Source organism: Curtobacterium sp. AC272, assembly GCF_979258155.1.
The window spans coordinates 646099-668950 of sequence record NZ_OZ409838.1 but is presented as its reverse complement, the minus strand read 5'-3'; the positions used below and the strand labels follow the sequence as shown (position 1 = coordinate 668950).

At 69.5% G+C, this 22852-nt stretch carries 17 protein-coding genes and 2 pseudogenes; 12 read left to right on the top strand and 7 right to left on the bottom strand.

Annotation, left to right across the window (positions count from 1 at the left end; translation table 11 throughout):
- The first annotated feature begins 1 nt into the window (after nucleotide 1).
- The 8 genes from uvrC (at nucleotide 2) to ACZZ0J_RS03350 (ending at nucleotide 8140) form a co-directional block, all read left to right on the top strand.
- Complete coding sequence (uvrC, locus tag ACZZ0J_RS03385; RefSeq protein ID WP_463434847.1) at nucleotides 2-2068, top strand: excinuclease ABC subunit UvrC; 2067 nt, start codon at nucleotides 2-4, stop codon at nucleotides 2066-2068.
- A 103-nt stretch (nucleotides 2069-2171) separates the two neighbouring features.
- A complete protein-coding gene (rapZ, locus tag ACZZ0J_RS03380) occupies nucleotides 2172-3071 on the top strand; it encodes an RNase adapter RapZ (RefSeq protein ID WP_111083956.1) in 900 nt (299 codons plus the stop codon).
- A gap of 75 nt (nucleotides 3072-3146) precedes the next feature.
- Nucleotides 3147-4127, top strand: a complete 981-nt coding sequence (gene whiA / locus ACZZ0J_RS03375) for a DNA-binding protein WhiA (RefSeq protein ID WP_111083957.1) — start codon at nucleotides 3147-3149, stop codon at nucleotides 4125-4127.
- 279 nt (nucleotides 4128-4406) lie between these two features.
- A complete protein-coding gene (gap, locus tag ACZZ0J_RS03370; RefSeq protein WP_111083958.1) occupies nucleotides 4407-5411 on the top strand; it encodes a type I glyceraldehyde-3-phosphate dehydrogenase in 1005 nt (334 codons plus the stop codon).
- Nucleotides 5412-5414: 3 nt separating this feature from the next.
- Complete coding sequence (locus ACZZ0J_RS03365) at nucleotides 5415-6632, top strand: phosphoglycerate kinase (protein ID WP_194647813.1); 1218 nt, start codon at nucleotides 5415-5417, stop codon at nucleotides 6630-6632.
- Nucleotides 6629-7408, top strand: coding sequence for a triose-phosphate isomerase (gene tpiA / locus ACZZ0J_RS03360; RefSeq protein ID WP_111084168.1), 780 nt, complete (start codon nucleotides 6629-6631; stop codon nucleotides 7406-7408). Before ACZZ0J_RS03365 ends, tpiA begins: the two co-directional genes overlap by 4 nt.
- A gap of 108 nt (nucleotides 7409-7516) precedes the next feature.
- The gene (gene secG, locus ACZZ0J_RS03355; RefSeq protein ID WP_017887256.1) at nucleotides 7517-7768 is read left to right on the top strand and encodes a preprotein translocase subunit SecG; all 252 of its coding nucleotides are present in this window, start codon (nucleotides 7517-7519) and stop codon (nucleotides 7766-7768) included.
- Nucleotides 7769-7771: 3 nt separating this feature from the next.
- Nucleotides 7772-8140, top strand: a complete 369-nt coding sequence (locus ACZZ0J_RS03350; protein ID WP_027465686.1) for an RNA polymerase-binding protein RbpA — start codon at nucleotides 7772-7774, stop codon at nucleotides 8138-8140.
- A 430-nt stretch (nucleotides 8141-8570) separates the two neighbouring features.
- On the opposite strand, the pseudogene pgl reads toward ACZZ0J_RS03350, so the two are convergent.
- The 6 genes and pseudogenes from pgl to tkt all read right to left on the bottom strand — a co-directional run bounded on the left by pgl (nucleotide 8571) and on the right by tkt (nucleotide 16870).
- Nucleotides 8571-9316 (bottom strand): annotated as a pseudogene (gene pgl / locus ACZZ0J_RS03345) (6-phosphogluconolactonase).
- A 122-nt stretch (nucleotides 9317-9438) separates the two neighbouring features.
- Nucleotides 9439-10383 carry a glucose-6-phosphate dehydrogenase assembly protein OpcA gene (locus ACZZ0J_RS03340; RefSeq protein ID WP_463434839.1) on the bottom strand — a complete coding sequence of 315 codons (945 nt, stop codon included), beginning with the start codon at nucleotides 10381-10383 and terminating at the stop codon, nucleotides 9439-9441.
- Nucleotides 10380-11916: pseudogene (gene zwf / locus ACZZ0J_RS03335) on the bottom strand (glucose-6-phosphate dehydrogenase). The gene ACZZ0J_RS03340 and the pseudogene zwf overlap by 4 nt, the downstream one beginning before the upstream one ends.
- Before the next feature lie 22 nt (nucleotides 11917-11938).
- The gene (locus ACZZ0J_RS03330; protein WP_463434837.1) at nucleotides 11939-13537 is read right to left on the bottom strand and encodes a glucose-6-phosphate isomerase; all 1599 of its coding nucleotides are present in this window, start codon (nucleotides 13535-13537) and stop codon (nucleotides 11939-11941) included.
- Nucleotides 13537-14649, bottom strand: coding sequence for a transaldolase (gene tal / locus ACZZ0J_RS03325; RefSeq protein ID WP_463434835.1), 1113 nt, complete (start codon nucleotides 14647-14649; stop codon nucleotides 13537-13539). The genes ACZZ0J_RS03330 and tal overlap by 1 nt, the downstream gene beginning before the upstream one ends.
- Before the next feature lie 127 nt (nucleotides 14650-14776).
- The gene (gene tkt, locus ACZZ0J_RS03320; protein WP_463434833.1) at nucleotides 14777-16870 is read right to left on the bottom strand and encodes a transketolase; all 2094 of its coding nucleotides are present in this window, start codon (nucleotides 16868-16870) and stop codon (nucleotides 14777-14779) included.
- 432 nt (nucleotides 16871-17302) lie between these two features.
- Here tkt and ACZZ0J_RS03315 point away from each other — a divergent pair, with 432 nt between their 5' ends.
- Nucleotides 17303-18229, top strand: a complete 927-nt coding sequence (locus tag ACZZ0J_RS03315) for a heme o synthase (protein ID WP_111083966.1) — start codon at nucleotides 17303-17305, stop codon at nucleotides 18227-18229.
- Between the two features lie 354 nt (nucleotides 18230-18583).
- Here ACZZ0J_RS03315 and ACZZ0J_RS03310 read toward each other — a convergent pair whose 3' ends face one another.
- A complete protein-coding gene (locus tag ACZZ0J_RS03310; RefSeq protein WP_463434830.1) occupies nucleotides 18584-19453 on the bottom strand; it encodes a COX15/CtaA family protein in 870 nt (289 codons plus the stop codon).
- Between the two features lie 359 nt (nucleotides 19454-19812).
- Here ACZZ0J_RS03310 and sufB point away from each other — a divergent pair, with 359 nt between their 5' ends.
- The 3 genes from sufB to ACZZ0J_RS03295 are packed head-to-tail and all read left to right on the top strand — an operon-like array spanning nucleotide 19813 to nucleotide 22823.
- The gene (sufB, locus tag ACZZ0J_RS03305; protein ID WP_111083968.1) at nucleotides 19813-21231 is read left to right on the top strand and encodes a Fe-S cluster assembly protein SufB; all 1419 of its coding nucleotides are present in this window, start codon (nucleotides 19813-19815) and stop codon (nucleotides 21229-21231) included.
- A complete protein-coding gene (sufD, locus tag ACZZ0J_RS03300; protein WP_123339674.1) occupies nucleotides 21232-22497 on the top strand; it encodes a Fe-S cluster assembly protein SufD in 1266 nt (421 codons plus the stop codon). It abuts the gene before it with no gap.
- Nucleotides 22497-22823, top strand: a complete 327-nt coding sequence (locus tag ACZZ0J_RS03295) for a non-heme iron oxygenase ferredoxin subunit (RefSeq protein WP_111083970.1) — start codon at nucleotides 22497-22499, stop codon at nucleotides 22821-22823. The genes sufD and ACZZ0J_RS03295 overlap by 1 nt, the downstream gene beginning before the upstream one ends.
- Nucleotides 22824-22852: the final 29 nt, after the last annotated feature.

The following is a 22852-nucleotide window of genomic DNA, read 5'->3' as shown; positions in this document are numbered from 1 at the left end:
CGTGGCGCCCGAAGGCGGGGAGATCCCGACCGACCCGGGCGTCTACCGCTGGCGTGACGAGGCCGGCCGGGTGCTCTACGTCGGCAAGGCGAAGAACCTCCGCGCCCGGCTGAGCAACTACTTCGCACCGCTGCCGACGCTGCACGAACGCACCCGGCGCATGGTGCTGACGGCCCGCAGCGTCGAGTGGACGACGGTCGGCTCCGAGATCGAGGCACTGCAGCTCGAGTACACCTGGATCAAGGAGTTCGACCCGCCGTTCAACGTCAAGTTCCGTGACGACAAGTCGTACCCGTACATGGCGATCACCATGGCGGACGAAGCCCCACGGGTGATGGTCACGCGGAACCGGAAGATCAAGGGTGCGAAGTACTTCGGGCCGTACCCGAAGATCTGGGCGGTGCACGACACCATCGACCTGATGATCAAGGTGTTCCCGATCCGCACCTGCTCGGACTCGTCGTACAAGCGCGCGATGCAGACGGGCAAGCCCTGCTTCCCCGGGCAGATCGGCAAGTGCGGCGGTCCCTGCTCGCAGCGCGTCACCGTCGAGGAGCACCGTGCGCTCGTCGAGGAGTTCGTGCGGTTCATGAACAGCTACGACCGCCGGGTGATCACGGAGCTGCGCCAGCGCATGGGCGCCTCGGCCGACGCCATGCAGTACGAACAGGCGGCGAAGTTCCGCGACCAGGTCGAGGCGCTCGAGTCCGTGCTCGAGAAGTCCGCCGTGGTGCTCCGCGACTCGGTGGACCTCGACCTGTTCGGCATCGCCGAGGACGAACTCGCCGCCGCCGTCCAGCTGTTCTCGGTCCGTGGCGGGCGCATCCGCGGTGTCCGCGGGTGGGTCGTCGACAAGGAGCTCGACATCTCGACCGGTGACCTGGTCGAGCAGATCGTGCAGGGCGTCTACGCCGACAACGAGCTCACGCCGGCCGCCGTCGCCGAGGAACCCCCGCGCGAGGTCGTGGTGCCGACCCTGCCCGAGGACGCCGACGCGCTGCAGCAGTGGCTCAGCGAACGACGGGGTGGCCGCGGCACGAAGCTCAGCACGGCGCAACGCGGTGACCGGGCGGGCCTGGCCCGCACGGCCGCCCAGAACGCCGCCCAGGCGCTGATGCTCTACAAGACGAAGCGGTCCGCCGACTACACGACGCGCTCCGCGGCCCTCGCCGACATCCAGGACGCCCTCGGCATGACCGAGGCCCCGCTCCGCATGGAGTGCTACGACATCTCGCACCTGCAGGGCACGAACGTCGTGGCGTCGATGGTGGTGTTCGAGGACGGCCTGCCCCGCAAGGACCAGTACCGCCGCTACACGATCGCGGAGACCACCGACGACACCGACAGCATGTACCAGGTGCTGACGCGGCGTCTGGCGCGCCTCGACGAGGACGCTGACCTGCCGGACGTCCCCGACGTGACGAGCGCCGAGGTGGTCGAGGGCTCCAAGCCCTCGAAGCGGTTCGCCTACCGCCCGCAACTGCTCATCGTCGACGGTGGACAACCGCAGGTGCAGGCCGCCAAGCGCGCGCTGGACGAAGCCGGGGTGCAGGACATCGCGCTGGTCGGCATCGCGAAGCGACTCGAGGAGCTCTGGCTGCCCGACGACGACTTCCCGGTGATCATGCCGCGCAACTCCGAGGCGCTCTTCCTCATCCAGCGCATCCGCGACGAGGCGCACCGGTTCGCGATCACGCACCAGCGCACCCGCCGCAAGCGCGACGTGCGGTCCCGGCTGTCGGAGATCCCCGGGCTCGGGCCGTCGCGGGTGAACGCGCTGCTCAAGCACTTCGGGTCCGTGGCACGGCTGCGCGAGGCCACGGCCGACGAGATCAGCGAGGTGAACGGTGTCGGTCCGGCGACCGCTGCGGCGGTGGTCACGAAGCTGCAGCAGACCCCGACGAGCGCGCCGGCCACCAGTGCGGCCAGCCCGACGAGCGCGCCGGACGCCGAGACGGGACCGACGGCAACCCCGGAGCCGGCGGACCCCGCGGATGCTGCGCCGCTCGTCGGGAGCCCGGTGCGGGTCCCCGACGTGACCCGCGACGGTCCGCAGCTGCCCACGTGACGCATCCCGTGCCTCCCGACACCTGTCGGGCGATACCCTGGTCCCGCAGCCGAGACCTCCCCGGGCGACGCGCCCGGGCCGCCACGACGGAGCCCACTCCCAGATGACCGACAGCGCCACAGCGACCGCGCACGCGTCGCAGCACGACATCCTCATCGTCACCGGCATGTCCGGGGCCGGGCGTTCGACGGTCGGCAAGGCCCTCGAAGACCTCGGCTGGTACGTCGTCGACAACCTGCCGACGCAGATGCTGGCACCACTCACCGAACTGGCTGACCGCGCCGGCGAGAAGATCCCGAAGATCGCCACGGTCGTCGACGTCCGCGGCGGACGGTTCTTCACGGACCCGGAGCACGCGGTCGAGCAGGTGCGGTCGACCACGTCCGCACGGGTCCGGGTGCTGTTCCTCGAAGCCACCGACGCCGTCCTGGTGCGGCGCTTCGAGCAGGTCCGACGACCCCACCCGCTGCAGGGCGAGGACACCCTGCTCGACGGCATCGCGCGCGAGCGGACCCGGTTGGCCGGTCTGCGCGAGGCATCCGACATGGTGATCGACACCTCGGACCTCAACATCCACCAGCTCGCGAACACCGTCACCGAGCAGTTCGCCGACGATCACTTCGTGGGTGTTCAGGTGACGCTCATGAGCTTCGGGTTCAAGTACGGACTGCCCGCCGACGCCGACATGGTGGCCGACGTCCGGTTCCTGCCGAACCCCTACTGGGTCCCGGAACTCCGGGCCCACACGGGCCTCGACCAGCCCGTCTCGGACTACGTCCTGGCCCAGGCCGGAGCCCGTCCGTTCGTCGACCGGTACGTCTCCGTGCTCGAGCCGGTGCTCGAGGGGTACCAGCGCGAGAACAAAAGACACGCTACGATCGCCATCGGCTGTACCGGCGGGAAGCACCGCTCGGTCGCCATCGTCGCCGAGTTGGCGAACCTCCTCCGCGGGATGCCTGGCGTCGCCGTGCGTGTGAAGAACCGAGATCTCGGCCGGGAGTGACCGTCCCTCCGGCCGCTCCCCACGCACGTGCCGCCGGAATCGCGGGACCACCAGATGAACGTTAGGAATGATGCTGTGCCGTTGACTGCCGAGGTCAAGGACGAACTGGCCAGGGTCGCCGTGAACCGCAACACGGTCCGCGCCGCCGAACTGGCCACGATCCTCCGGTTCGCGGGTGGCCTGCACGTCATCTCGGGCCGCATCGCGGTCGAGGTGGAGCTCGACACCCGGATCATCGTGCACCGGGTCCGCAAGGACCTCGCCGAGCTGTACGGCGTCCGCAGCGAGGCGTCGGTCGGCTCGTCCGCGTCGTCCCGTCGTGGCACCCGCTACCTGGTCCGCGTGCTCGAGGCGGGGGAGACCCTCGCACGCCAGACCGGTCTGATGGACGCCCGTCGCCGCCCCGTCCGCGGGCTGCCGAACCGGCTCACCACGGGCAACCGCGAGGACCTCGCCGCGATCTGGCGCGGTGCGTTCCTCGCCTCCGGCACCCTGACCGACCCGGGCCGGGCCGCAGCGCTCGAGGTCACGTGCCCCGGCAACGAGGCCGCCATGGCCCTCGTCGGTGCCGCGTCGCGTCTCGGGGTCGCCGCGAAGGGCCGTGAGGTCCGTGGCGTCCACCGCGTCGTCATCCGCGACGGCGAGGCCATCGGCCAGATGCTCACGGTGATGGGTGCCGCCCGCACCACCGCCGACTGGGAGGAGATGCGGCAGCGTCGCGAGGTCCGTGCGACCGCGAACCGCCTCGTCAACTTCGACGACGCGAACCTCCGCCGCTCGGCGCAGGCCGCCGTCGCCGCCTGCGCCCGCGTCGAGCGCGCGCTCGAGATCCTCGGCGACGAGGTCCCCGACCACCTGCAGTACGCCGGCGCGCTGCGCCTGCAGCACCGCGACGCGTCGCTCGACGAGCTCGGCCAGCACGCCGACCCGCCCATGACGAAGGACGCCATCGCCGGTCGCATCCGCCGACTTCTCGCCATGGCCGACAAGCGCGCGTCCGACCTCGGCATCCCCGGGACGGAAGCGAGCGTCCCCGAGGAGCTCGAGGGCGTCTGAGACGGGTCGTCCGACCTGCATGACGGGAGGCGCGGTGCCAGCTGGCACCGCGCCTCCCGTCCGTTCTGTGGTCGACTTCGCGGGCCGCACCGACGTCCGTCAGGACACCGTGCGGGACCGTCCGGACGGACCGTCATCCGGCACGGTCTGGCAGGGTCCGACTGCTAGGGTCGTTACGGCGACGTTACGGGGCGTATCGTCCACCACACGCGGGCCCGACAGGGCCAGCGCCTCCGAAAGCAGCGCCCCTCGGGCGCTCCACACCCACCAGGAGATCCATTGACCGTCAAGATCGGTATCAACGGCTTCGGCCGTATCGGCCGCAACTTCTTCCGGGCCGCCCTCGCGAAGGGCTCCGACCTCGAGATCGTGGCGGTGAACGACCTCACCGACAACGCCGCTCTGGCGAACCTGCTGAAGTTCGACTCCATCACGGGTCGTCTCGGCGTCTCCGTCGAGCTCGACGGCGACAACATCGTCGTCGACGGCAAGGCCATCAAGGTCCTCGCGGAGCGCGACCCCGCCAACCTCCCCTGGGGCGAGCTGGGCGTCGACATCGTCATCGAGTCGACCGGCTTCTTCACCAAGGCCGCCGATGCGCAGAAGCACATCGACGCTGGCGCCAAGAAGGTCATCATCTCCGCCCCGGCCACCGGTGACGACGTCACCATCGTCCTCGGCGTGAACGAGGACCAGTACGACCCGGCGAACCACAACATCATCTCGAACGCGTCGTGCACCACGAACAGCCTCGCGCCGCTCGCAAAGGTGTTCAACGACAAGTTCGGCATCGAGCGTGGTCTCATGACCACGATCCACGCCTACACCGCCGACCAGAACCTGCAGGACGGCCCGCACAAGGACCCTCGTCGTGCCCGTGCGGCCGCGCTGAACATCGTCCCGACCTCGACCGGTGCCGCCAAGGCCATCGGCCAGGTCATGCCGGAGCTCGCCGGCAAGCTCGACGGCTTCGCGCTCCGCGTCCCGGTGCCGACCGGCTCGATCACCGACCTCACCCTCGAGACCAAGTCCGAGGTCACCGTCGACGAGATCAACGCCGCGTACAAGGAAGCTGCAGAGGGCCCGCTCAAGGGCATCCTGCTCTACAGCGAGGACCCGCTGGTGTCGACCGACATCACGACGGACCCGCACTCCTCGATCTACGACTCCGGCCTGACCAAGGTCATCGGCGGTCTCGTGAAGATCACCTCGTGGTACGACAACGAGTGGGGCTACTCGAACCGTCTCGTCGACCTGACCGAGTACGTCGGCGAGCGTCTGTAACACATGGCCCTCCGCACCCTCGAGGACCTCGGCGACCTCGCCGGCAAGCGAGTCGTCGTCCGTTGTGACCTGAACGTCCCGCTCAAGGACGGCACGATCACGGACGACGGCCGCGTGCGGGCGTCCCTGACGACCCTCAACACCCTCATCACCGCCGGCGCGCGCGTCATCGTGATCTCCCACCTGGGCCGCCCCGACGGGGAACCCAAGCCGGAGTTCTCGCTCGCGCCGGTCGGCCAGCGGCTCTCCGAGCTGCTCGGCAAAGAGGTCACGTTCGTCGGCGAGACCGTCGGCGACGAGGCGACCGCGGCCGCCGAGGCCCTCGAGGACGGTGACGTCCTGCTGCTCGAGAACCTCCGGTTCAACCCGGAGGAGACCTCGAAGGACGCTGCCGCGCGCTCCGCGTTCGCGGACCGCATCGCGGCACTCGGTGACGCCTTCGTCTCCGACGGCTTCGGTGTCGTGCACCGCAAGCAGGCCTCGGTCTACGAGCTCGCGTCCGCGCTGCCCAGCGCAGCCGGTTCGCTCATCGAGACCGAACTGCGGGTGCTCGAGCGCCTGACCACCTCGCCGGAACGGCCGTACACGGTCGTGCTCGGTGGCTCGAAGGTCAGCGACAAGCTCGGCGTCATCGACCACATCCTGCCCAAGGTCGACACGCTGTGCATCGGCGGCGGCATGCTCTTCACCTTCCTCGCGGCCCAGGGCCACGGGGTGGCGAAGTCGCTGCTCGAAGCCGACCAGCTCGACGTCGTCCGCGAGTACCTCTCGCGGGCGAAGGAACTCGGCGTGACGATCGACCTGCCGACCGACGTCGTGGTGGCCTCCGGGTTCTCCGCCGACGCGGCGCACGAGACGGTGGCGGCCGACGCGATCGAGTCGTCGTCGTTCGGCACCGATGGCATCGGCCTCGACATCGGCCCGGAGACAGCGGCACGGTTCGCATCGGCGGTGTCCGGTTCGAAGACGGTGTTCTGGAACGGTCCGATGGGCGTGTTCGAGTTCCCGGCCTTCGCCGCCGGCACGAAGACCGTCGCCAAGGCCCTGACCGAGGTCGACGGCCTCGGCGTGGTCGGCGGTGGCGACTCCGCCGCTGCGGTCCGCTCGCTCGGCTTCTCGGACGACCAGTTCGGGCACATCTCGACCGGTGGCGGTGCGAGCCTCGAGTTCCTCGAGGGCAAGTCGCTTCCCGGTCTCGAAGCACTGGGGTGGTCCGCATGACCCGCACGCCGCTCATTGCGGGTAACTGGAAGATGAACCTGGACCACCTCCAGGCCATCGCCACGGTCCAGAAGCTCGCGTGGACCCTGAAGGACGCCCGCCACGACTTCGACGACGTCGAGGTCGCGGTGTTCCCGCCCTTCACCGACCTGCGGAGCGTGCAGACGCTCATCTCGGCCGACAAGCTGCCGATCCACTTCGGTGCGCAGGACCTGTCGCAGTACGACTCCGGCGCGTACACCGGCGACGTCTCCGGCGCGTTCCTGTCGGCGCTCGACGCGCAGTACGTCATCGTCGGACACTCCGAGCGGCGCACGCTGCACGGTGAGACCGACGAGGTCGTCGCGGCCAAGACCGCCGCGGCCGTCAAGCACGGCCTCGTGCCGGTCGTCTGCGTCGGCGAGACCGGTGAGCAGCGCGAACAGCGCGGCGCCGGCGTCGTGCCGGTCGAGCAGCTCCGTGTCGTGCTCGACGCCGTGCAGCCGTCCGACATCGTCGTCGCCTACGAGCCCGTCTGGGCGATCGGTTCCGGCCAGGCAGCCACGGCCGAGCAGGCGCAGGACGAGTGCGCCGCGATCCGTCGCGGCATCGCTGCTGCCTGGGGCGACCAGGCTGCTGCCGACACGCGCGTCCTGTACGGCGGTTCGGTCAAGTCCGGCAACATCGCCGGGTTCCTCCGTGAGCCCGACATCGACGGCGCCCTCGTCGGCGGCGCATCCCTCGACGTGCAGGAGTTCGCGGCGATCGCCCGGTTCCGCCAGCACGTCGGGCTGTAGCCACACCTGCTGGCGTCGGGCTGTAGTCCGCACCACTCCCGTCCGTGTACCGGCCGTGCCTCGCGCGGCCGGTACACTGGTACGGCTGACTGACACGAAAGGTACGTCGTGGCGATACTCTCCGTCGTGCTGCAGGTCCTGCTCGCAATCACGAGCCTCCTGCTCACGCTCCTCATCCTCCTGCACAAGGGCCGCGGTGGCGGCCTCTCCGACATGTTCGGTGGCGGCGTGACGAGCAACCTCGGGGCGTCCGGCGTCGCCGAGCGCAACCTCAACCGCATCACGGTGATCCTCGGTCTGGTCTGGATCGTCTCCATCATCGTGCTCGGTCTCATCAACAAGTTCACGGCGGGGGTCTGATCCATGGCTAGCGGAGGCAGTGCAATCCGAGGGTCCCGCGTCGGCGCCGGACCGATGGGCGAACAGGACCGTGGGGTCCAGGCCGAGCGTGTGGCGATCTCGTACTGGGACGCCCTCGGCAACGAGGTCGTGCGGTACTTCGCCGCGAACCTCCCGGACGAAGAGATCCCGGAGACGGTCGATTCGCCGTCGAGCGGGCTCCCCGCCGGGCGCGACAAGGAGAACCCTCCCGTGGTCTCCAAGACGGAGCCCTACAAGACGCACCTCGCGTACGTGAAGGAGCGTCGCACCGAGGAAGAGGCAGCGCAGCTCCTCGAGGACGCGCTCCAGCAGCTCCGCGAGCGTCGCGGTACCGCGGCCAAGAAGGCGTAGCGCCCACACACTGACGAAGGCCCCCGCACCGTGATGGTGTGGGGGCCTTCGTGCGTCGCGGGGGCTCTTGGGCTCCACTCGGCGATTGTGTCCCGCCGAGGTTCCACGACATGCCGCGTGCGTTGCGTCGAGGTTCCACGGCCATCCGGTACGAGCGCCGAGATGCCGAAATCTCGGAACCTGGGGAAGTCGGCGGCCCGGGCGGCCACCGCGGCACGGGGCAGCTCGACGGGCTGGCGGTGCAGCAGCGTGTGGGCGTCGCCGAGGTTCCACGACATGCCGCGTGCGTTCCGCCGAGGTTCCACGGCCGGCCGGTGCGAGCGCCGAGATGCCGAGATTTCGGAACCTCGGGGGCAGGGCCGCGACGGCACGACGGACGGGAGGCCCGGTGCCAGCTGGCACCGGGCCTCCCGTCAGGCAGGACGCGCGTCTAGTACGTCGACGCGATGAGGTTCTCGGGGACGTCGCGCGCGGCGTCCTGGTCCACGAAGAAGACGGTGCGCTTGCGACCCTGGACGCCACCGACGGGGACGTCCTCGACGGAGGCGCCCGCCAGGGCGAGCCCGAGGACCGAGGCCTTCTCGGCACCGGACAGGATGACCCAGACGCGCTGCGAGGCGTTGATCACCGGGTAGGTGACCGTCAGACGCTGCGGCGGCGGCTTGGGGAGTCGTCGACCGACACGACGGCGCGGTCGGTGACCGTGAGCTGCGGGAACTCGGGGAAGAGCGACGCGGTGTGCCCGTCGGGGCCGACACCGAGCAGCGTGATGTCGAAGCGCGGAGCGACGGCACCCTCGTACGCGGCGTCCTGCAGCTCGCGCTCGTACTGCAGCGCGGCCGCTTCGATGTCGATGCCGGCGTCGGACGCGGGCATCGGGTGGATGTTCGACTCCGGGATGTCGACGTGGTCGAAGAAGTCGGTCTGCGTCCCCGTGGTGTTGCGGTCGGCGTCACCGGCCGGCACCCAGCGCTCGTCGACCCACCAGACGTGGACCTTCGACCAGTCGACGCTCTCGCGCGCCGGCGACTGGCCGATCGCGGCGAGGACGAGGGACGACACCGAGCCACCGCTGATCGCGATGTCGGCACGCTCCTGCTCGTCGAGCACGTCGATGATCTTGGTGATGAAGCGTGCGGCGACCGAAGCGCCGAGGGCCTGCTTGTCCGGGTGCACGAGCACCCGCCGTTCGTTGGTCACGTGACTCCCGTGTTCGTGGCGGCCGACCGGTCGTACGACCGCCTTCGGTCCGGTCGGGCCGCCTGCACCAGACAGACGACCCGACCGTTGTGGGGTGCTCAGCGGGCGATGGTCTCGCGCAGCTGGGGAACCCCGTGCTTGACGACGTCTCCGAAGAGGACGTCCGGGTCGAGTCTACGGAGTTCCTCGGCCAGGCAGTCACGCAGGTTGCGGCGTGGCAGCGACAGGTCGTGCGTGGGCTGACCGGGCATCGAGAGCGTCGCGACGTCCACCAGGGAACGCTCGAGGTCGATGGTGCCCGACTCGCGCACGAGCTTGACGCCGTGGATGCCGCTCGAGCCGGTCGCGCGCGGCGACGTGGTGACCGTCACCGGCACCTCGAGCTGGAGCTGCAGCCACGCGGCGAGCAGGATCGTCGACGGGCTGTCCGACGCGCCCGTCACCTCGACGCCGGTGATCGGCTCGTACGGCGGCTGGTCGAGCGCCGCGGCGAGCTGGTTCCGCCACAGGGTCAGTCGGGTCCACGCGAAGTCGGTGTCGCCCGGCACGTACGAGGCACCGAGCGCCTCGATCGCGCCGTTCGGGTCCCTCTGCGCGGCGGCGTCGGTGATCCGGCGCTGGGCGATGCGGCCCAGTGCCGAGGCCGACGGCTGCGACGGCGCGGTCTGCGGCCACCAGGCCACGACCGGGGCGTCCGGCAGGAGCAGGCCCGTGACCAGGCTCTCCTCGTCGGTCGCGGTCTCGCCGTAGGCGCGGAGGACGATGACCTCGCTGGCGCCCGCGTCGCTGCCGACGCGGATCTGCGCGTCGAGACGGCCGGGCGACTTCGTGTCGCCGTCGTTCTTCGACACGATGATCACGCGCATCGGGTGCTCGCGGGACGCCTCGTTCGCGGCCTCGATCGCTTCTTCCTCGTGGCCGAGGGCCGTCGAGATGATCAGCGTCAGGACACGACCGAGGGCGACGGCGCCGCCCTCTTCGCGGATGTGGACGAGCTTCTTCTGGATCTTCGAGACCGTGGTGTTCGGCAGGTCGATCTTCATGGACGCCTCCAGGTCCGGCCGTCGCGGGCGAGCAGGGCATCGGCGGACGCCGGACCCCACGTGCCGGGACGGTACTGCTCGGGCTGGCCCTGCGTGGCCCAGAACTCCTCGATCGGGTCGAGGATCTTCCAGGACAGCTCGACCTCCTGGTGCCGCGGGAACAGCGGCGGGTCACCGAGGAGCACGTCGAGGATGAGTCGCTCGTACGCCTCGGGGGACGCCTCGGTGAACGCGTGGCCGTAGCCGAAGTCCATCGTCACGTCGCGCACCTGGGTGCCGACGCCGGGGACCTTCGAGCCGAACCGGAGCGTGACGCCCTCGTCCGGCTGGACGCGGATGACGAGCGCGTTCTGACCGAGCGGGGACTGCGAGTTGCCGTAGACGTCCTCGGGGACGCGCTTGAAGACGATCGCGATCTCGGTCACACGACGGCCGAGCCGCTTGCCGGCGCGCAGGTAGAACGGGACGCCCTGCCAGCGACGGGTCGCGATGTCGAGCTTGATCGCCGCGTACGTCTCGGTGCCGGACTCGGGGTTCATCCCGGCCTCGTCGAGGAACCCGAGCACCTTCTCGCCGCCCTGCCAGCCGCCGGCGTACTGTCCGCGCGCCGTGGCGGTCGACAGGTCCTCGGGCAGCCGCACGGCGGACAGCACCTTCTCCTTCTCGGCACGCAGGTCGGCGGCCTTGAACGAGACGGGCTCCTCCATCGCGGTGAGCGCGAGGAGCTGCAGCAGGTGGTTCTGGATGACGTCGCGCGCAGCGCCGATGCCGTCGTAGTACGCGGCACGTCCGGCGACGCCGATGTCCTCGGCCATCGTGATCTGCACGTGGTCGACGTAGTTCGAGTTCCAGATGGGTTCGTACATCTGGTTCGCGAACCGGAGCGTCAGCAGGTTCTGGACGGTCTCCTTGCCGAGGTAGTGGTCGATGCGGAACACGTCGTCGGGCGCGAAGACGCTCTCGACGATGGCGTTCAGCTCGCGCGCGGTGCGGAGGTCGGAGCCGAACGGCTTCTCGACGACCACGCGGCTCCACGAGCCCTCCGCTTCGCGGTGAGGCCGGACAGCTTCAGCTGCTCGGTCACCACCGGGAACATCTTCGGCGGGATGGACAGGTAGAACGCGTGGTTGCCCAGCGTCCCGCGCTCGGCGTCCAGGTCGTCGACGGTCTGCTTGAGCTGCAGGAACGCCTCCGGGTCGTCGAACGAGCCCTGGACGAAGCGGATGCCCTGTTCGAGCTGACGCCAGACGTCCTCGTCGAACGGGGTGCGGGAGTGCTCCTTGACGGCGTCGTGCACGAGCTGGGAGAAGTCTTGGTCCTCCCAGTCGCGACGGGCGAAGCCGACGAGCGCGAACCCGGGGGCAGGAGCCCCCGGTTGGCCAGGTCGTAGACCGCCGGCATCAGCTTCTTGCGTGACAGGTCGCCCGTCACGCCGAAGATGATGAGCGTGCTCGGTCCCGCGATCCGGTTCAGTCGACGATCCGTCGGCAGCCGGAGCGGGTTGTGCTCCGGGGTGATTGCCACCGGTGACATGAGTCGGTGAACTCCTTACGAGTCAGTGGGAGACGGCGGAGGCGATGGCCGCGGTGGCGGCGCGCACGTCCGACGTCGTGAGGGTGAGGACCGGGCGGCCGTGCTGCGCGAGGACACTCGCGTCACCGGCTGCCTGGGCCTGGAGGAGCTGGCCGAACGTGAACGGCCGGCCCGGGATCGCCAGGTCGTCCGGTTCGTCCGCCACGATCTGCAGGAACACTCCCGTGGCGGGTCCGCCCTTGTGGTACTGCCCGGTCGAGTGCAGGAACCGTGGGCCGTACCCGAAGCTGACCGGCCGACGCGTGCGCGCCGCCAGGGCGTCGCGGAGCGACTCGAGGTCACGGTTCGTGGTGCGGTCGACGTACGCCTGCACCGCCACGTAGCCGGTGGCGTCCAGTTCGGACAGAAGGCCCGTCACGGCTTCTGCGAGCGTCGTCCCGACCGGCAGTCCGGGCGTCGCGGAGACGGCGATGCCGTCCTCGGTGAACGCGGGGTCCGCAGGCGCGGGACGGTCGTCGAGCAGCGCACGGGTCGCGACCTTGGCGGCCTCGACGTCGGGCTGGTCGAACGGGTCGATGCCGAGCAGCCGCCCGGCGACGGCGACGGCGTACTCCCAGACGAGGATCTGACCACCGAGGGTCCCGGTGATCTCGACCTCGCCCTCGGCGACGTGGCGCTCGTCCTCGCGCGAACCGACCAGGCGGATGACCTGGACGTCCGGCAGGGCTGCGGAGACCTCGGGGGAGTCGGCGTGCAGCACGACGGGCAGCAGGCCACGTCCGCTCTTGCCGGTCGACTCCGCGATCAGCTGCTCCGCCCAGTCGCCGAACCCGACGATGTGGGTGCCGTCCGGCACGATCGCGATCGTGGAGCGCAGCGGGTCGGTGCCGGCGAGGACCGCACCGAGCACGAGCCCGGGGTTCTCGTCGAGGTCGACCGACAGCAGCGCGGAGATGGCGTCGGCCTCGTCCAGCAGCTCGGCGATGTCCGCTCCGGCGAGACCGGAGGGCACCAGCCCGAACGCGGTGAGGGCCGAGTAGCGGCCGCCGACGGTCGGGTCGGCGGTGAAGACCCGGTAGCCGGCGTCGATCGCGGCGGCCTCGAGCGCGGAGCCCGGGTCGGTGACGACGACGATGCGGCCGGTGGGGTCGATGCCCGCGTCGCGGAACGCCTGCTCGTAGACGCGGCGCTGGGAGTCGGTCTCGAGCGTGGAGCCGGACTTCGACGAGACGACGAGCACGGTGCGCTCGAGGTCCGTCGTGACGGCGGCGCGGACCTGCGCGGGGTCGGTCGAGTCGAGCACCGTCAGCGGGACGCCAGCGGTGCGCGTGATGACCTCCGGCGCGAGCGACGAGCCGCCCATGCCGGCGAGGACGACGTGGTCGACCCCTTCGGCACGGAGCGACTCGCGCAGCGCGGTGATCTGGGCGACGAGCGGGCGGGAGACCGAGACGGCCTCCACCCAGCCGAGGCGCTTGGACGCCTCGGCCTCGGCGTCCGGTCCCCACAGCTCGGGGTCCTGGGCGGTGATGCCCGAGGCCACCAGGTCAGCGACGAGCCGCGGGACCACCGAGTCGATGGCCCGCGCGGCATCGCCGCTGGCAGCGATGGAAACCGTCACTACTTGGCGCCCTCGAGCGCGGTCTTCACGGTGTCGACGAGCTCGCCCCACGAGACGTTGAACTTGTCCACGCCCTCCTTCTCGAGCAGCGCCACGACGTCGTCGTAGTCGATGCCCTGCGCGGCGAGCTGGTCGAGGACCTGCTGCGCGGCGTCGAAGGTGCCGGCGATGGCGTCGCCGTGGATCTCACCGTGGTCGAACGTGGCGTCGAGCGTCTTGCCCGGCATCGTGTTCACGGTGTTCGGTGCGGCGAGCTCGGTCACGTAGAGCGTGTCGGGCAGCGACAGGTCCTTGACGCCGGTCGAGGCCCAGAGCGGACGCTGCGTGTTCGCACCGGCCTCGAGCAGGCCGAGGGCGCGCTCGGAGGCGAACGCCTCGGTCCAGACCTGGTAGGCGAGCTGCGCGTTGGCGATGCCGGCCTTCGACTTCAGGGCCTTGGCCTCGTCGGTGCCGACGGCGTCCAGGCGCTTGTCGATCTCGGAGTCGACGCGCGACACGAAGAACGAGGCGACCGAGTGGATCTTCGACAGGTCGTGGCCGGCGGCCTTGGCCTTCTCGAGCCCACCGAGGTAGGCGTCGATGACGGCGCGGTAGCGCTCGAGCGAGAAGATCAGGGTGACATTCACCGAGATGCCCGCGCCGATGACCTCGGTGATGGCCTCGAGGCCCTCGACCGTTGCCGGGATCTTGATGAGGACGTTCTCCTTGCCGACCTTCTCGAACAGGAACTTGGCCTGCTCGATGGTCTTGGCGGTCTCGTGCGCGAGACCCGGCTCGACCTCGATCGAGACGCGGCCGTCGAAGCCCTTGGTCTCGTCGTAGATCGGCTTGAAGACGTCGGACGCGTTGGCGACGTCCTGCGTGGTGATCTCGAAGATCGCCTCGGTCACGTCGGTGCCGGCAGCGGCCAGCTCCTTGACCTGGGCGTCGTAGCGCTCGCCCTTGGCCAGGGCCGACGCGAAGATCGTCGGGTTGGTGGTCACGCCGACGACGTTCTTCTGCGCGATGAGGTCGGTGAGCGCACCGGTCTCGAGGAGCTCGCGGGACAGGTCGTCGAGCCAGATGCTCACGCCGACCGCGGAGAGGGCGGCAGTGGGGGTGTTCTCAGCCATGTGTTTCTCTTCTTTCCTTCATCGGCCTGATGGCCGGGGTCTGAGGGACCGGGGGCGCGTGGCGGAGCCGAACCGCGCCTCCCGGCAGAAGGGCCGGATCCGGCGAACCGGACCCGGCCCCTGCGGGTCAGGAAGCCGCGATGGATTCCTTCGCGGCGGCCACGACGTGTTCCGTCGTGAAGCCGAACTCCTTGAAGAGCGTCTGGTAGTCGGCCGAGGCACCGAAGTGCTCGATCGAGACGCTGCGGCCCTTGTCGCCGACGATGTCGCGCCAGCTCATGGCGATGCCGGCCTCGACCGACACGCGAGCGGTGACGTCCTTCGGGAGCACCTGGTCCTGGTAGTTCTCGGACTGGGCGCGGAACCACTCGATGGACGGTGCGCTCACGACGCGGGCGTTGATGCCCTCGCCCTTGAGCTGCTCACGGGCCTCGACGGCGATCTGGACCTCGGAACCCGTCGCGATGAGGATCACGTCCGGGGTGCCGTTCGGCGCCTCGGCCAGGATGTACGCACCCTTGGCGACGTTCTTCGCCGAGGCGAAGACCTCACCGGAGGCGTCGCCCTCGCCACGCTCGAACACCGGCAGGTTCTGACGGCTCAGCGCGATGCCGGCCGGGCGGTCGGTGTGCTTGAGCATCTCGAGCCAGGCGTACGCGACCTCGTTGGCGTCGGCGGGGCGGACCACGTCGAGACCCGGGATCGCACGGAGCGACGAGACCTGCTCGATCGGCTGGTGCGTCGGGCCGTCCTCGCCGAGGGCGACGGAGTCGTGGGTCCAGACGTAGATCGCCGGGGCGCCCATGAGCGCGGCGAGACGGACTGCCGGACGCATGTAGTCGCTGAAGATCAGGAACGTGCCGCCGAAGGGGCGGGTGTTCCCGTGCAGGACGATGCCGTTGAGGATCGAGCCCATGGCGTGCTCGCGGATGCCGAAGTGCAGCACGCGGCCGTACGGGTCGGTGCTCCACGTCGACGTCGAGGCCTCGGCCGGACCGAAGGACTTGGCGCCCTCGATCGTGGTGAGGTTCGACTCGGCGAGGTCGGCCGAGCCACCCCAGAACTCGGGCATCAGCGGCGCGATGGCGTTGATGACCTTGCCGGAGGCAGCGCGGGTCGAGACGGCCTTGTCGGCCGGGAAGACCGGCAGTGCTGCCTCGAGGTCCGCGGGGAGCTCCTTGGCGTTGACGCGGTCGAACAGCGCCTTCTTGTCGGCGTTGGCAGCAGCCCACGCGTCGAAGGTCTTCTGCCACTCGGCGTGCTGCGCCTGGCCCTTCGCGACGGCGCCGCGGGTGTACTCGAGGACCTCGGGTGCGACCTCGAAGGTCTTCGACGTGTCGAAGCCGAGGACCTCCTTGAGGCCCTTGATCTCGTCGGCGCCGAGCGCCGAACCGTGGATCTTGCCGGAGTTCTGCTTGGTCGGCGACGGCCAACCGATGATCGTCTTGAGGACGATGAGCGATGGCTTGTCGGTGACCTGCTGGGCGGCCTCGATCGCGGCGTGGAGCTCCACGGCGTCCTCGGAGTACTCGCCGGTCTTCTTCCAGTCGACGATCTGGACGTGCCAACCGAGCGCCTCGTAGCGCTCGGGGACGCTCTCCGAGAACGCGATGTCGGTGTTGTCCTCGATCGAGATCTGGTTCGAGTCGTAGAACGCGATCAGGTTGCCGAGCTGCTGACGGCCGGCGAGCGAGCCCGCCTCGTTCGTCACGCCCTCCTGCATGTCGCCGTCACCGGCGATCACGTAGGTGAAGTGGTCGAACGGCGACTGGCCGGCCAGGGTCTCCGGGTCGAACAGGCCGCGCTCGAAGCGCTGGGCGTAGGCGAAGCCGACCGAGGACGCGAGGCCCTGGCCGAGCGGGCCGGTGGTGATCTCGACACCGTCGGTGTGGCCGTACTCCGGGTGACCCGGGGTCTTCGAGCCCCACTTGCGCAGGTGCTGCAGGTCGTCGAGCTCGAGGCCGTAGCCGTGCAGGTAGAACTGCACGTACTGCAGGATCGAGGCGTGACCGGCGGAGAGGATGAAGCGGTCGCGGCCGATCCAGGTGGAGTCGCTCGGGTCGCGACGCATCACCTTCTGGAAGAGCAGGTGTGCGAGCGGCGCGAGGCTCATCGCGGTGCCGGGGTGACCGTTGCCGGCGGCCTCGACCGAGTCGGCGGCGAGAACGCGGGCCGTGTCGACGGCCTTCCGGTCGATGGCGTCCCAGGTGAATTCAGCCACTTGGATGTTGACCCTTCTTGATGCGACATGTGCGAGGGCTCGTGCCATCGCACGGACATGTGGCCATCCCGGGGCCGAGTCGTGTCGCCGTCTAGCGGCGGCCGACCGGCTCATCGCGGCCGACGTCATCGGGGCGCGCACTGCGGGAGGGCAGGTCCAGCATAGTGACCAGCCACTCAGAAGGGGTTCAGGTGACGCCCGATGTTCACGAGTCGGGTCACCCGGGACCTCTTCCGCCGGGCGTGTCGTGCTCCGCGGCCCGTCGTTCCGACCGGGATGGGGGAGCGGGGCATCATCGCGGCGCTTCCATCACGTAAACTGTCGACGACCCGTGGACATTCCGGGTCAGCGCATGCCCGGACGCCGCCGCAGTCGTCCACCGAGTGTGCGAGCTGATGCGAACAGACTGAGGTTCCCTTGCCGACTGCCACCGTGACCAGGCCCGACACCGATCGACCCCGATCGACGCTGTCCCGCAAGGTCCGTGCGTACGTCTCGTTGACCAAGCCGCGGGTCATGGAGCTGCTGCTCGTGACCACCGCGCCGACCATGTTCCTGGCCGAGCGTGGCGTGCCGGACCTCTGGCTCGTGTTCTGGACGATGCTCGGCGGGGCGATGTCCGCCGGCTCGGCGTCGGCCTTCAACTGCTACATCGACCGTGACATCGACCGGCTGATGAAGCGGACGAGCACCCGCCCGCTGGTGACCGGTGAGCTCTCGGACCGCGAAGCCCTCGTGTTCTCGTGGATCCTCGGCGTCCTGTCGACGGCGGTGCTCGGGTTCCTGGTGAACTGGCTCGCCGCGGCCCTGAGCGTCATCGCGATCCTCATCTACGTGTTCGTCTACACGCTGTGGCTCAAGCGCCGCACCCCGCAGAACATCGTGTGGGGCGGCTCGGCTGGCTGCATGCCCGTGCTCATCGGCTGGGCGGGCGTCACCGGGTCGCTGACGTGGGCCCCGGTCATCCTCTTCATGGTGATCTTCCTCTGGACGCCGCCGCACTACTGGCCGCTGTCGATGAAGTACCGCGACGACTACGACGCCGCCGACGTCCCGATGCTCGCCGTGGTCCGCGGTCGCACCGTGGTCGGCCTGCAGGTCGTGCTCTACGCCTGGGCGACGCTCGTCTGCTCGCTCCTGCTCATCCCCGTTGCGCACATGGGCCCGCTGTACACCGTGGTCGCACTGGCCGGCGGCATCTGGTTCGTCGTCGAGTCGCACCGGCTGTACTCGCGGGCGATCCAGCACGTCGAGCACGTGCAGCCGATGCGCGTGTTCCACAGCTCGATCACGTACCTGACGCTGCTCTTCATCGCCGTGGGCATCGACCCGCTGCTGCCGCAGGTCTTCACCTTCTAGGCGCTGCGCGTCGCCGCTGGCGACGTCGTACGACGAGTTCGATGTCGTGCGACGTCGCCTTCGTCGTCGGTGCGCGTGCGCAACGGTTGCGGGCGCGGGGTTGCGACGTCCTCGACGTCGTACGACGTCGAGGACGTCGCTCCGGGTCAGTGCGGGACCTTGCGCGGCCGTGGACGTGGGCGCGGGGCGCACGCGTTTTGCGACGGTCCACCGGTCGATCGTCGCGTGGACTGTCGGGCCGTGCGTACGTACCCGATGCGTGTGCAACGAACGACACCCCACGAGTCGATCGACTCGTGGGGTGTCGCAGAACCGGTGTCGGAGACGGGTGCGCGCGTGCGACGCGCCCGGGCGTCAGGCGGCGTCGAGCGGTTCGCGCACGGCCTCGCGGCCGGCGCTGGCGCGCGTGGCGAGCACGACCGCCGTGGTGGCCCCGACGAGCAGCCCGGCGAGCACCATGTGCGTGCCCACCAGCCCGACGGGCAGGCCGGTGCGGGCCTGGGTCAGGCCGACGGCGATCTGCAGGAACTCGACGACGAGGAGCAACAGTGCCCACTTGCTCGAGATCCGGAGCCGGACGGCGCCGACGACGAGCACGAGGGTCAGCGCGAACAGGGCGTACGCGGGCCAGGCGTGCACGTGTTCCATGACCGCGGGGTCGAAGCCCGTGCGGTGCAGCATCCCGCCGTCGACGGCCTCGTCGGCACCGGCGTGCGGGCCGCTGCCGGTCGTCAGGATGCCGACGAGCACGGTGACCACGACGGCGGCGACGGTGCCGCGGACGACGCCGGTGTACCAGCCGGGCACGAGGCGGTGGCTGGTGCGGGGCCCGTGCATCGTCCGGTAGACCAGGGCCGCGGTGACCGATGTCAGGGCGGCGGACACGACGAAGTGCAGCCCGACGACGAACGGGTTGAGGTTCGTGAGCACGCTGAGCCCACCGATGACGGCCTGGACCGGGATCGCGACGCCCTGAGCGAACGCGAGCCAGAAGAGTTCGGGGCGCGTGCGGAGCATCCGGACGACCGCCAGGAACATGGCGATCGCCACGATGACGAGCACGAAGGTGAGCAGTCGGTTGCCGAACTCGATGATCCCGTGGATGCCCATCTCGGGTGTCGAGACCAGCGAATCGGCCGTGCACTTGGGCCAGGTGGGGCATCCGAGGCCCGACGCGGTCAGGCGGACGAGGCCGCCGGTGCCGATCAACACGACCTCGACCACGAACGAGGCCCACGCCAGCGCGATGACCCGGCGGTCGACGACCCGGGGGAGCGACCACCACCGTGCGGTCCGGAGATCCTGGTCGACGGGGGTCCGACGCGAGTCACGAGGGTGGTGCCTTCCTGTTGTTCCGTGCAGTGAACCTGTAGGATTCGAGGGTTCAGCAGCAGTCAAGTCTAGGCAGGCGCCGGCTCCGAATGGGCCGAGATCGCCGATCGATCCAGGGACTGCGTGGAACCATTGTCGTTGCGAGGGAGCAGCACCGTGTCCGCCTGTCGGCGGTCTGCGGTGGAATGGCGTCCAGACGCCACGGGTTCACACCTGAAGACGCTGCCCCGCGAGAAGGAAACGAGGAGACCATGTCCGACGTGCTCATCGACCGTCCCGAGCTCGAAGGGCTCGGGCAATACGAGTTCGGCTGGTCCGACTCCGACTCGGCCGGGGCCTCGGCCCGCCGTGGGGTCTCGGACGAGGTCGTCACCGACATCTCGAACCTCAAGCACGAGCCCGAGTGGATGCTCAAGAACCGGCTCAAGGGCCTGCAGCTCTTCGGGCGCAAGCCGATGCCGACGTGGGGTGCCGACCTGACGGGCATCGACTTCGACAACATCAAGTACTTCGTGCGCTCGACCGAGAAGCAGGCGCAGTCGTGGGAGGACCTCCCCGAGGACATCCGCGCGACCTACGAGAAGCTCGGCATCCCCGAGGCCGAGCGCCAGCGCCTCGTCGCCGGTGTCGCCGCGCAGTACGAGTCCGAGGTCGTGTACCACCAGATCCGCGAGGACCTGGAGCAGCAGGGTGTCATCTTCATGGACACCGACACCGCGCTCCGCGAGCACCCCGAGCTCTTCCAGGAGTACTTCGGCACCGTGATCCCGGCCGGCGACAACAAGTTCGCCGCGCTGAACACGGCCGTGTGGTCGGGCGGCTCGTTCGTCTACGTCCCCAAGGGCGTCCACGTCGAGATCCCGCTCCAGGCCTACTTCCGGATCAACACCGAGAACATGGGCCAGTTCGAGCGGACGCTGATCATCGCGGACGAGGACTCCTACGTCCACTACATCGAGGGCTGCACCGCCCCGATCTACAAGTCGGACTCGCTGCACTCGGCCGTCGTCGAGATCATCGTGAAGAAGAACGCCCGCGTTCGCTACACGACGATCCAGAACTGGTCGAACAACGTCTACAACCTCGTGACCAAGCGTGCGATCGCGCACGAGGGCGCCACGATGGAGTGGATCGACGGCAACATCGGCTCCAAGGTGACGATGAAGTACCCGTCGATCTACCTCGCCGGTGAGCACGCCAAGGGCGAGACCCTGTCCGTCGCGTTCGCCGGCCCCGGCCAGCACCAGGACGCCGGCGCGAAGATGATCCACATGGCGCCGTACACGACGTCGTCGATCGTCTCGAAGTCGATCGCCCGTGGCGGTGGTCGTGCCGGCTACCGCGGCGAGGTCCGGGTGGACCCGGCGGCCCACCACGCGGCGAACACCGTGCGGTGTGACGCGCTGCTCGTCGACACGATCAGCCGGAGTGACACGTACCCGGCGATCGACATCCGCGTCGACGACGTCCAGCTCGGGCACGAGGCCACGGTCTCGCGCGTGAGCGAGGAGCAGCTCTTCTACCTGATGTCCCGCGGCATGGCCGAGGACGAAGCGATGGCGATGATCGTCCGTGGCTTCATCGAGCCGATCGCCCGCGAGCTCCCGATGGAGTACGCGCTCGAACTCAACAAGCTCATCGAGATGAGCATGGAAGGATCCGTCGGCTAGATGTCCAGCACCACCCCTCCCCACATCGACCAGCCGATCGAACCCGCGGCACCCGCCCAGGGTGCCGAACAGCACGGCGCCGGAGCCCACTCCGACGGCGGCTGGGACGCCCCGGACAAGAAGATCCCGGTCCAGACCCGCTCCGAGCGGTTCCAGTCCGGCGACCTCGAGGCGTTCCCGACCGTCACCGGCCGCGAGGTGAACTGGAAGTTCGCGCCCCTGGCGAAGCTCCAGCCGCTCCTCGACGGCGGTCTCGACGGATCCGCCTACCGGTTCCTCGCCCGCCAGTCCGACGGTGCCGACGTCGAGTGGGGTCGCAGCGACGACCCCCGCGTCGGGACCGCCGGTCTGCCCGAGGACCGTGCAGCGGCCGCTGCGTGGACGGCGCGCGACGCCGTCCTCGCCGTCACCATCACGGCGACCGAGGCGCACGAGTTCATCACCATCACGCGTTCCGACTTCGGCACGCAGCCCCGCGCGGCGCACACGGTCATCACGGCCGAGCCGCACGCCCAGGGCATCGTCGTGCTCGACAACCGCGGCAGCGCACTGCTCAGCGAGAACATCGAGATCGTCGTGCAGGACGGTGCACGCCTGACCGTCGTCAGCCTGCAGGACTGGGACGACGACGCGGTGCACGTCTCGACGCACTTCGCCGAGGTCGGCCGCGACGCCTTCCTGAAGCACGTCGTGGTCTCGCTCGGCGGCGACGTCATCCGGGTCAACCCCTCGACGCACCTCGGTGCGCAGGGCGCCGACACCGAGATGTACGGCGTGTACTTCGCCGACGCCGGTCAGTACATCGAGCAGCAGGTCTACGTGAACCACGATGCGCCGAACACGCGCGGTCGGGTCAACTACAAGGGCGCGCTGCAGGGCAAGGGCGCGCACACCGTGTGGATCGGTGACGTGCTCATCGGTCGCGCCGGTGACGGCACCGACTCGTACGAGCAGAACCGCAACCTCGTGCTGACCGACGGCACGCGTGCCGACAGCATCCCGAACCTCGAGATCGAGACGGGCAACATCGAGGGCGCCGGCCACGCGAGTGCGACCGGTCGCTTCGACGACGAGCAGCTGTTCTACCTGCAGGCCCGCGGCATCCCCGAGGAAGAAGCGCGTCGGCTCGTCGTGCTCGGCTTCCTGGTCGAGGTCATCCAGAAGATCGGTGCGCCCGAGCTCGAGGAACGACTCATCGCCGCGGTCGAGCAGGAGCTCGCCGAGGGCCGCTCGGTGATCGTCGCGCCGGCGGAGGCCGACGCCTGATGCCCACGAAGGTCTGCGCGGAGTCCGAGATCGCGGTGGACAGCCCCATGCGCGCCGTCGTCGACGGCACCGCGGTGGCCATCGTGAAGGACTCGTCCGGCACCGTGCACGCCATCGGCGACACCTGCACCCACGGGGACATCTCGCTGGCCGAGGGGTTCATCGAGGGCGACACGCTCGAGTGCTGGGCCCACGGCTCCCGCTTCTCGCTCGCCACGGGGAAGCCGCAGAACTTCCCGGCGTACGAGCCCGTCCCGGTGTTCCGGGTCGAGGTGCGCGAGGGCGACGTCTACGTCGACGTGCACGATCCCGTCCCCGTCGACTGACTCCGCCTCCCGGCCCCCACACTTTCCGC

What these genes read in the sequence shown, in the direction of transcription:
- rapZ (WP_111083956.1), top strand. Translation starts at nt 2,172, where the DNA reads ATGACCGACAGCGCCACAGCGACCGCGCACGCGTCGCAGCACGACATC.
- ACZZ0J_RS03365 (WP_194647813.1), top strand. Translation starts at nt 5,415, where the DNA reads ATGGCCCTCCGCACCCTCGAGGACCTCGGCGACCTCGCCGGCAAGCGA.
- tpiA (WP_111084168.1), top strand. Translation starts at nt 6,629, where the DNA reads ATGACCCGCACGCCGCTCATTGCGGGTAACTGGAAGATGAACCTGGAC.
- ACZZ0J_RS03350 (WP_027465686.1), top strand. Translation starts at nt 7,772, where the DNA reads ATGGCTAGCGGAGGCAGTGCAATCCGAGGGTCCCGCGTCGGCGCCGGA.
- ACZZ0J_RS03340 (WP_463434839.1), bottom strand. Translation starts at nt 10,383, where the DNA reads ATGAAGATCGACCTGCCGAACACCACGGTCTCGAAGATCCAGAAGAAG.
- tal (WP_463434835.1), bottom strand. Translation starts at nt 14,649, where the DNA reads ATGGCTGAGAACACCCCCACTGCCGCCCTCTCCGCGGTCGGCGTGAGC.
- sufB (WP_111083968.1), top strand. Translation starts at nt 19,813, where the DNA reads ATGTCCGACGTGCTCATCGACCGTCCCGAGCTCGAAGGGCTCGGGCAA.
- sufD (WP_123339674.1), top strand. Translation starts at nt 21,232, where the DNA reads ATGTCCAGCACCACCCCTCCCCACATCGACCAGCCGATCGAACCCGCG.
- ACZZ0J_RS03295 (WP_111083970.1), top strand. Translation starts at nt 22,497, where the DNA reads ATGCCCACGAAGGTCTGCGCGGAGTCCGAGATCGCGGTGGACAGCCCC.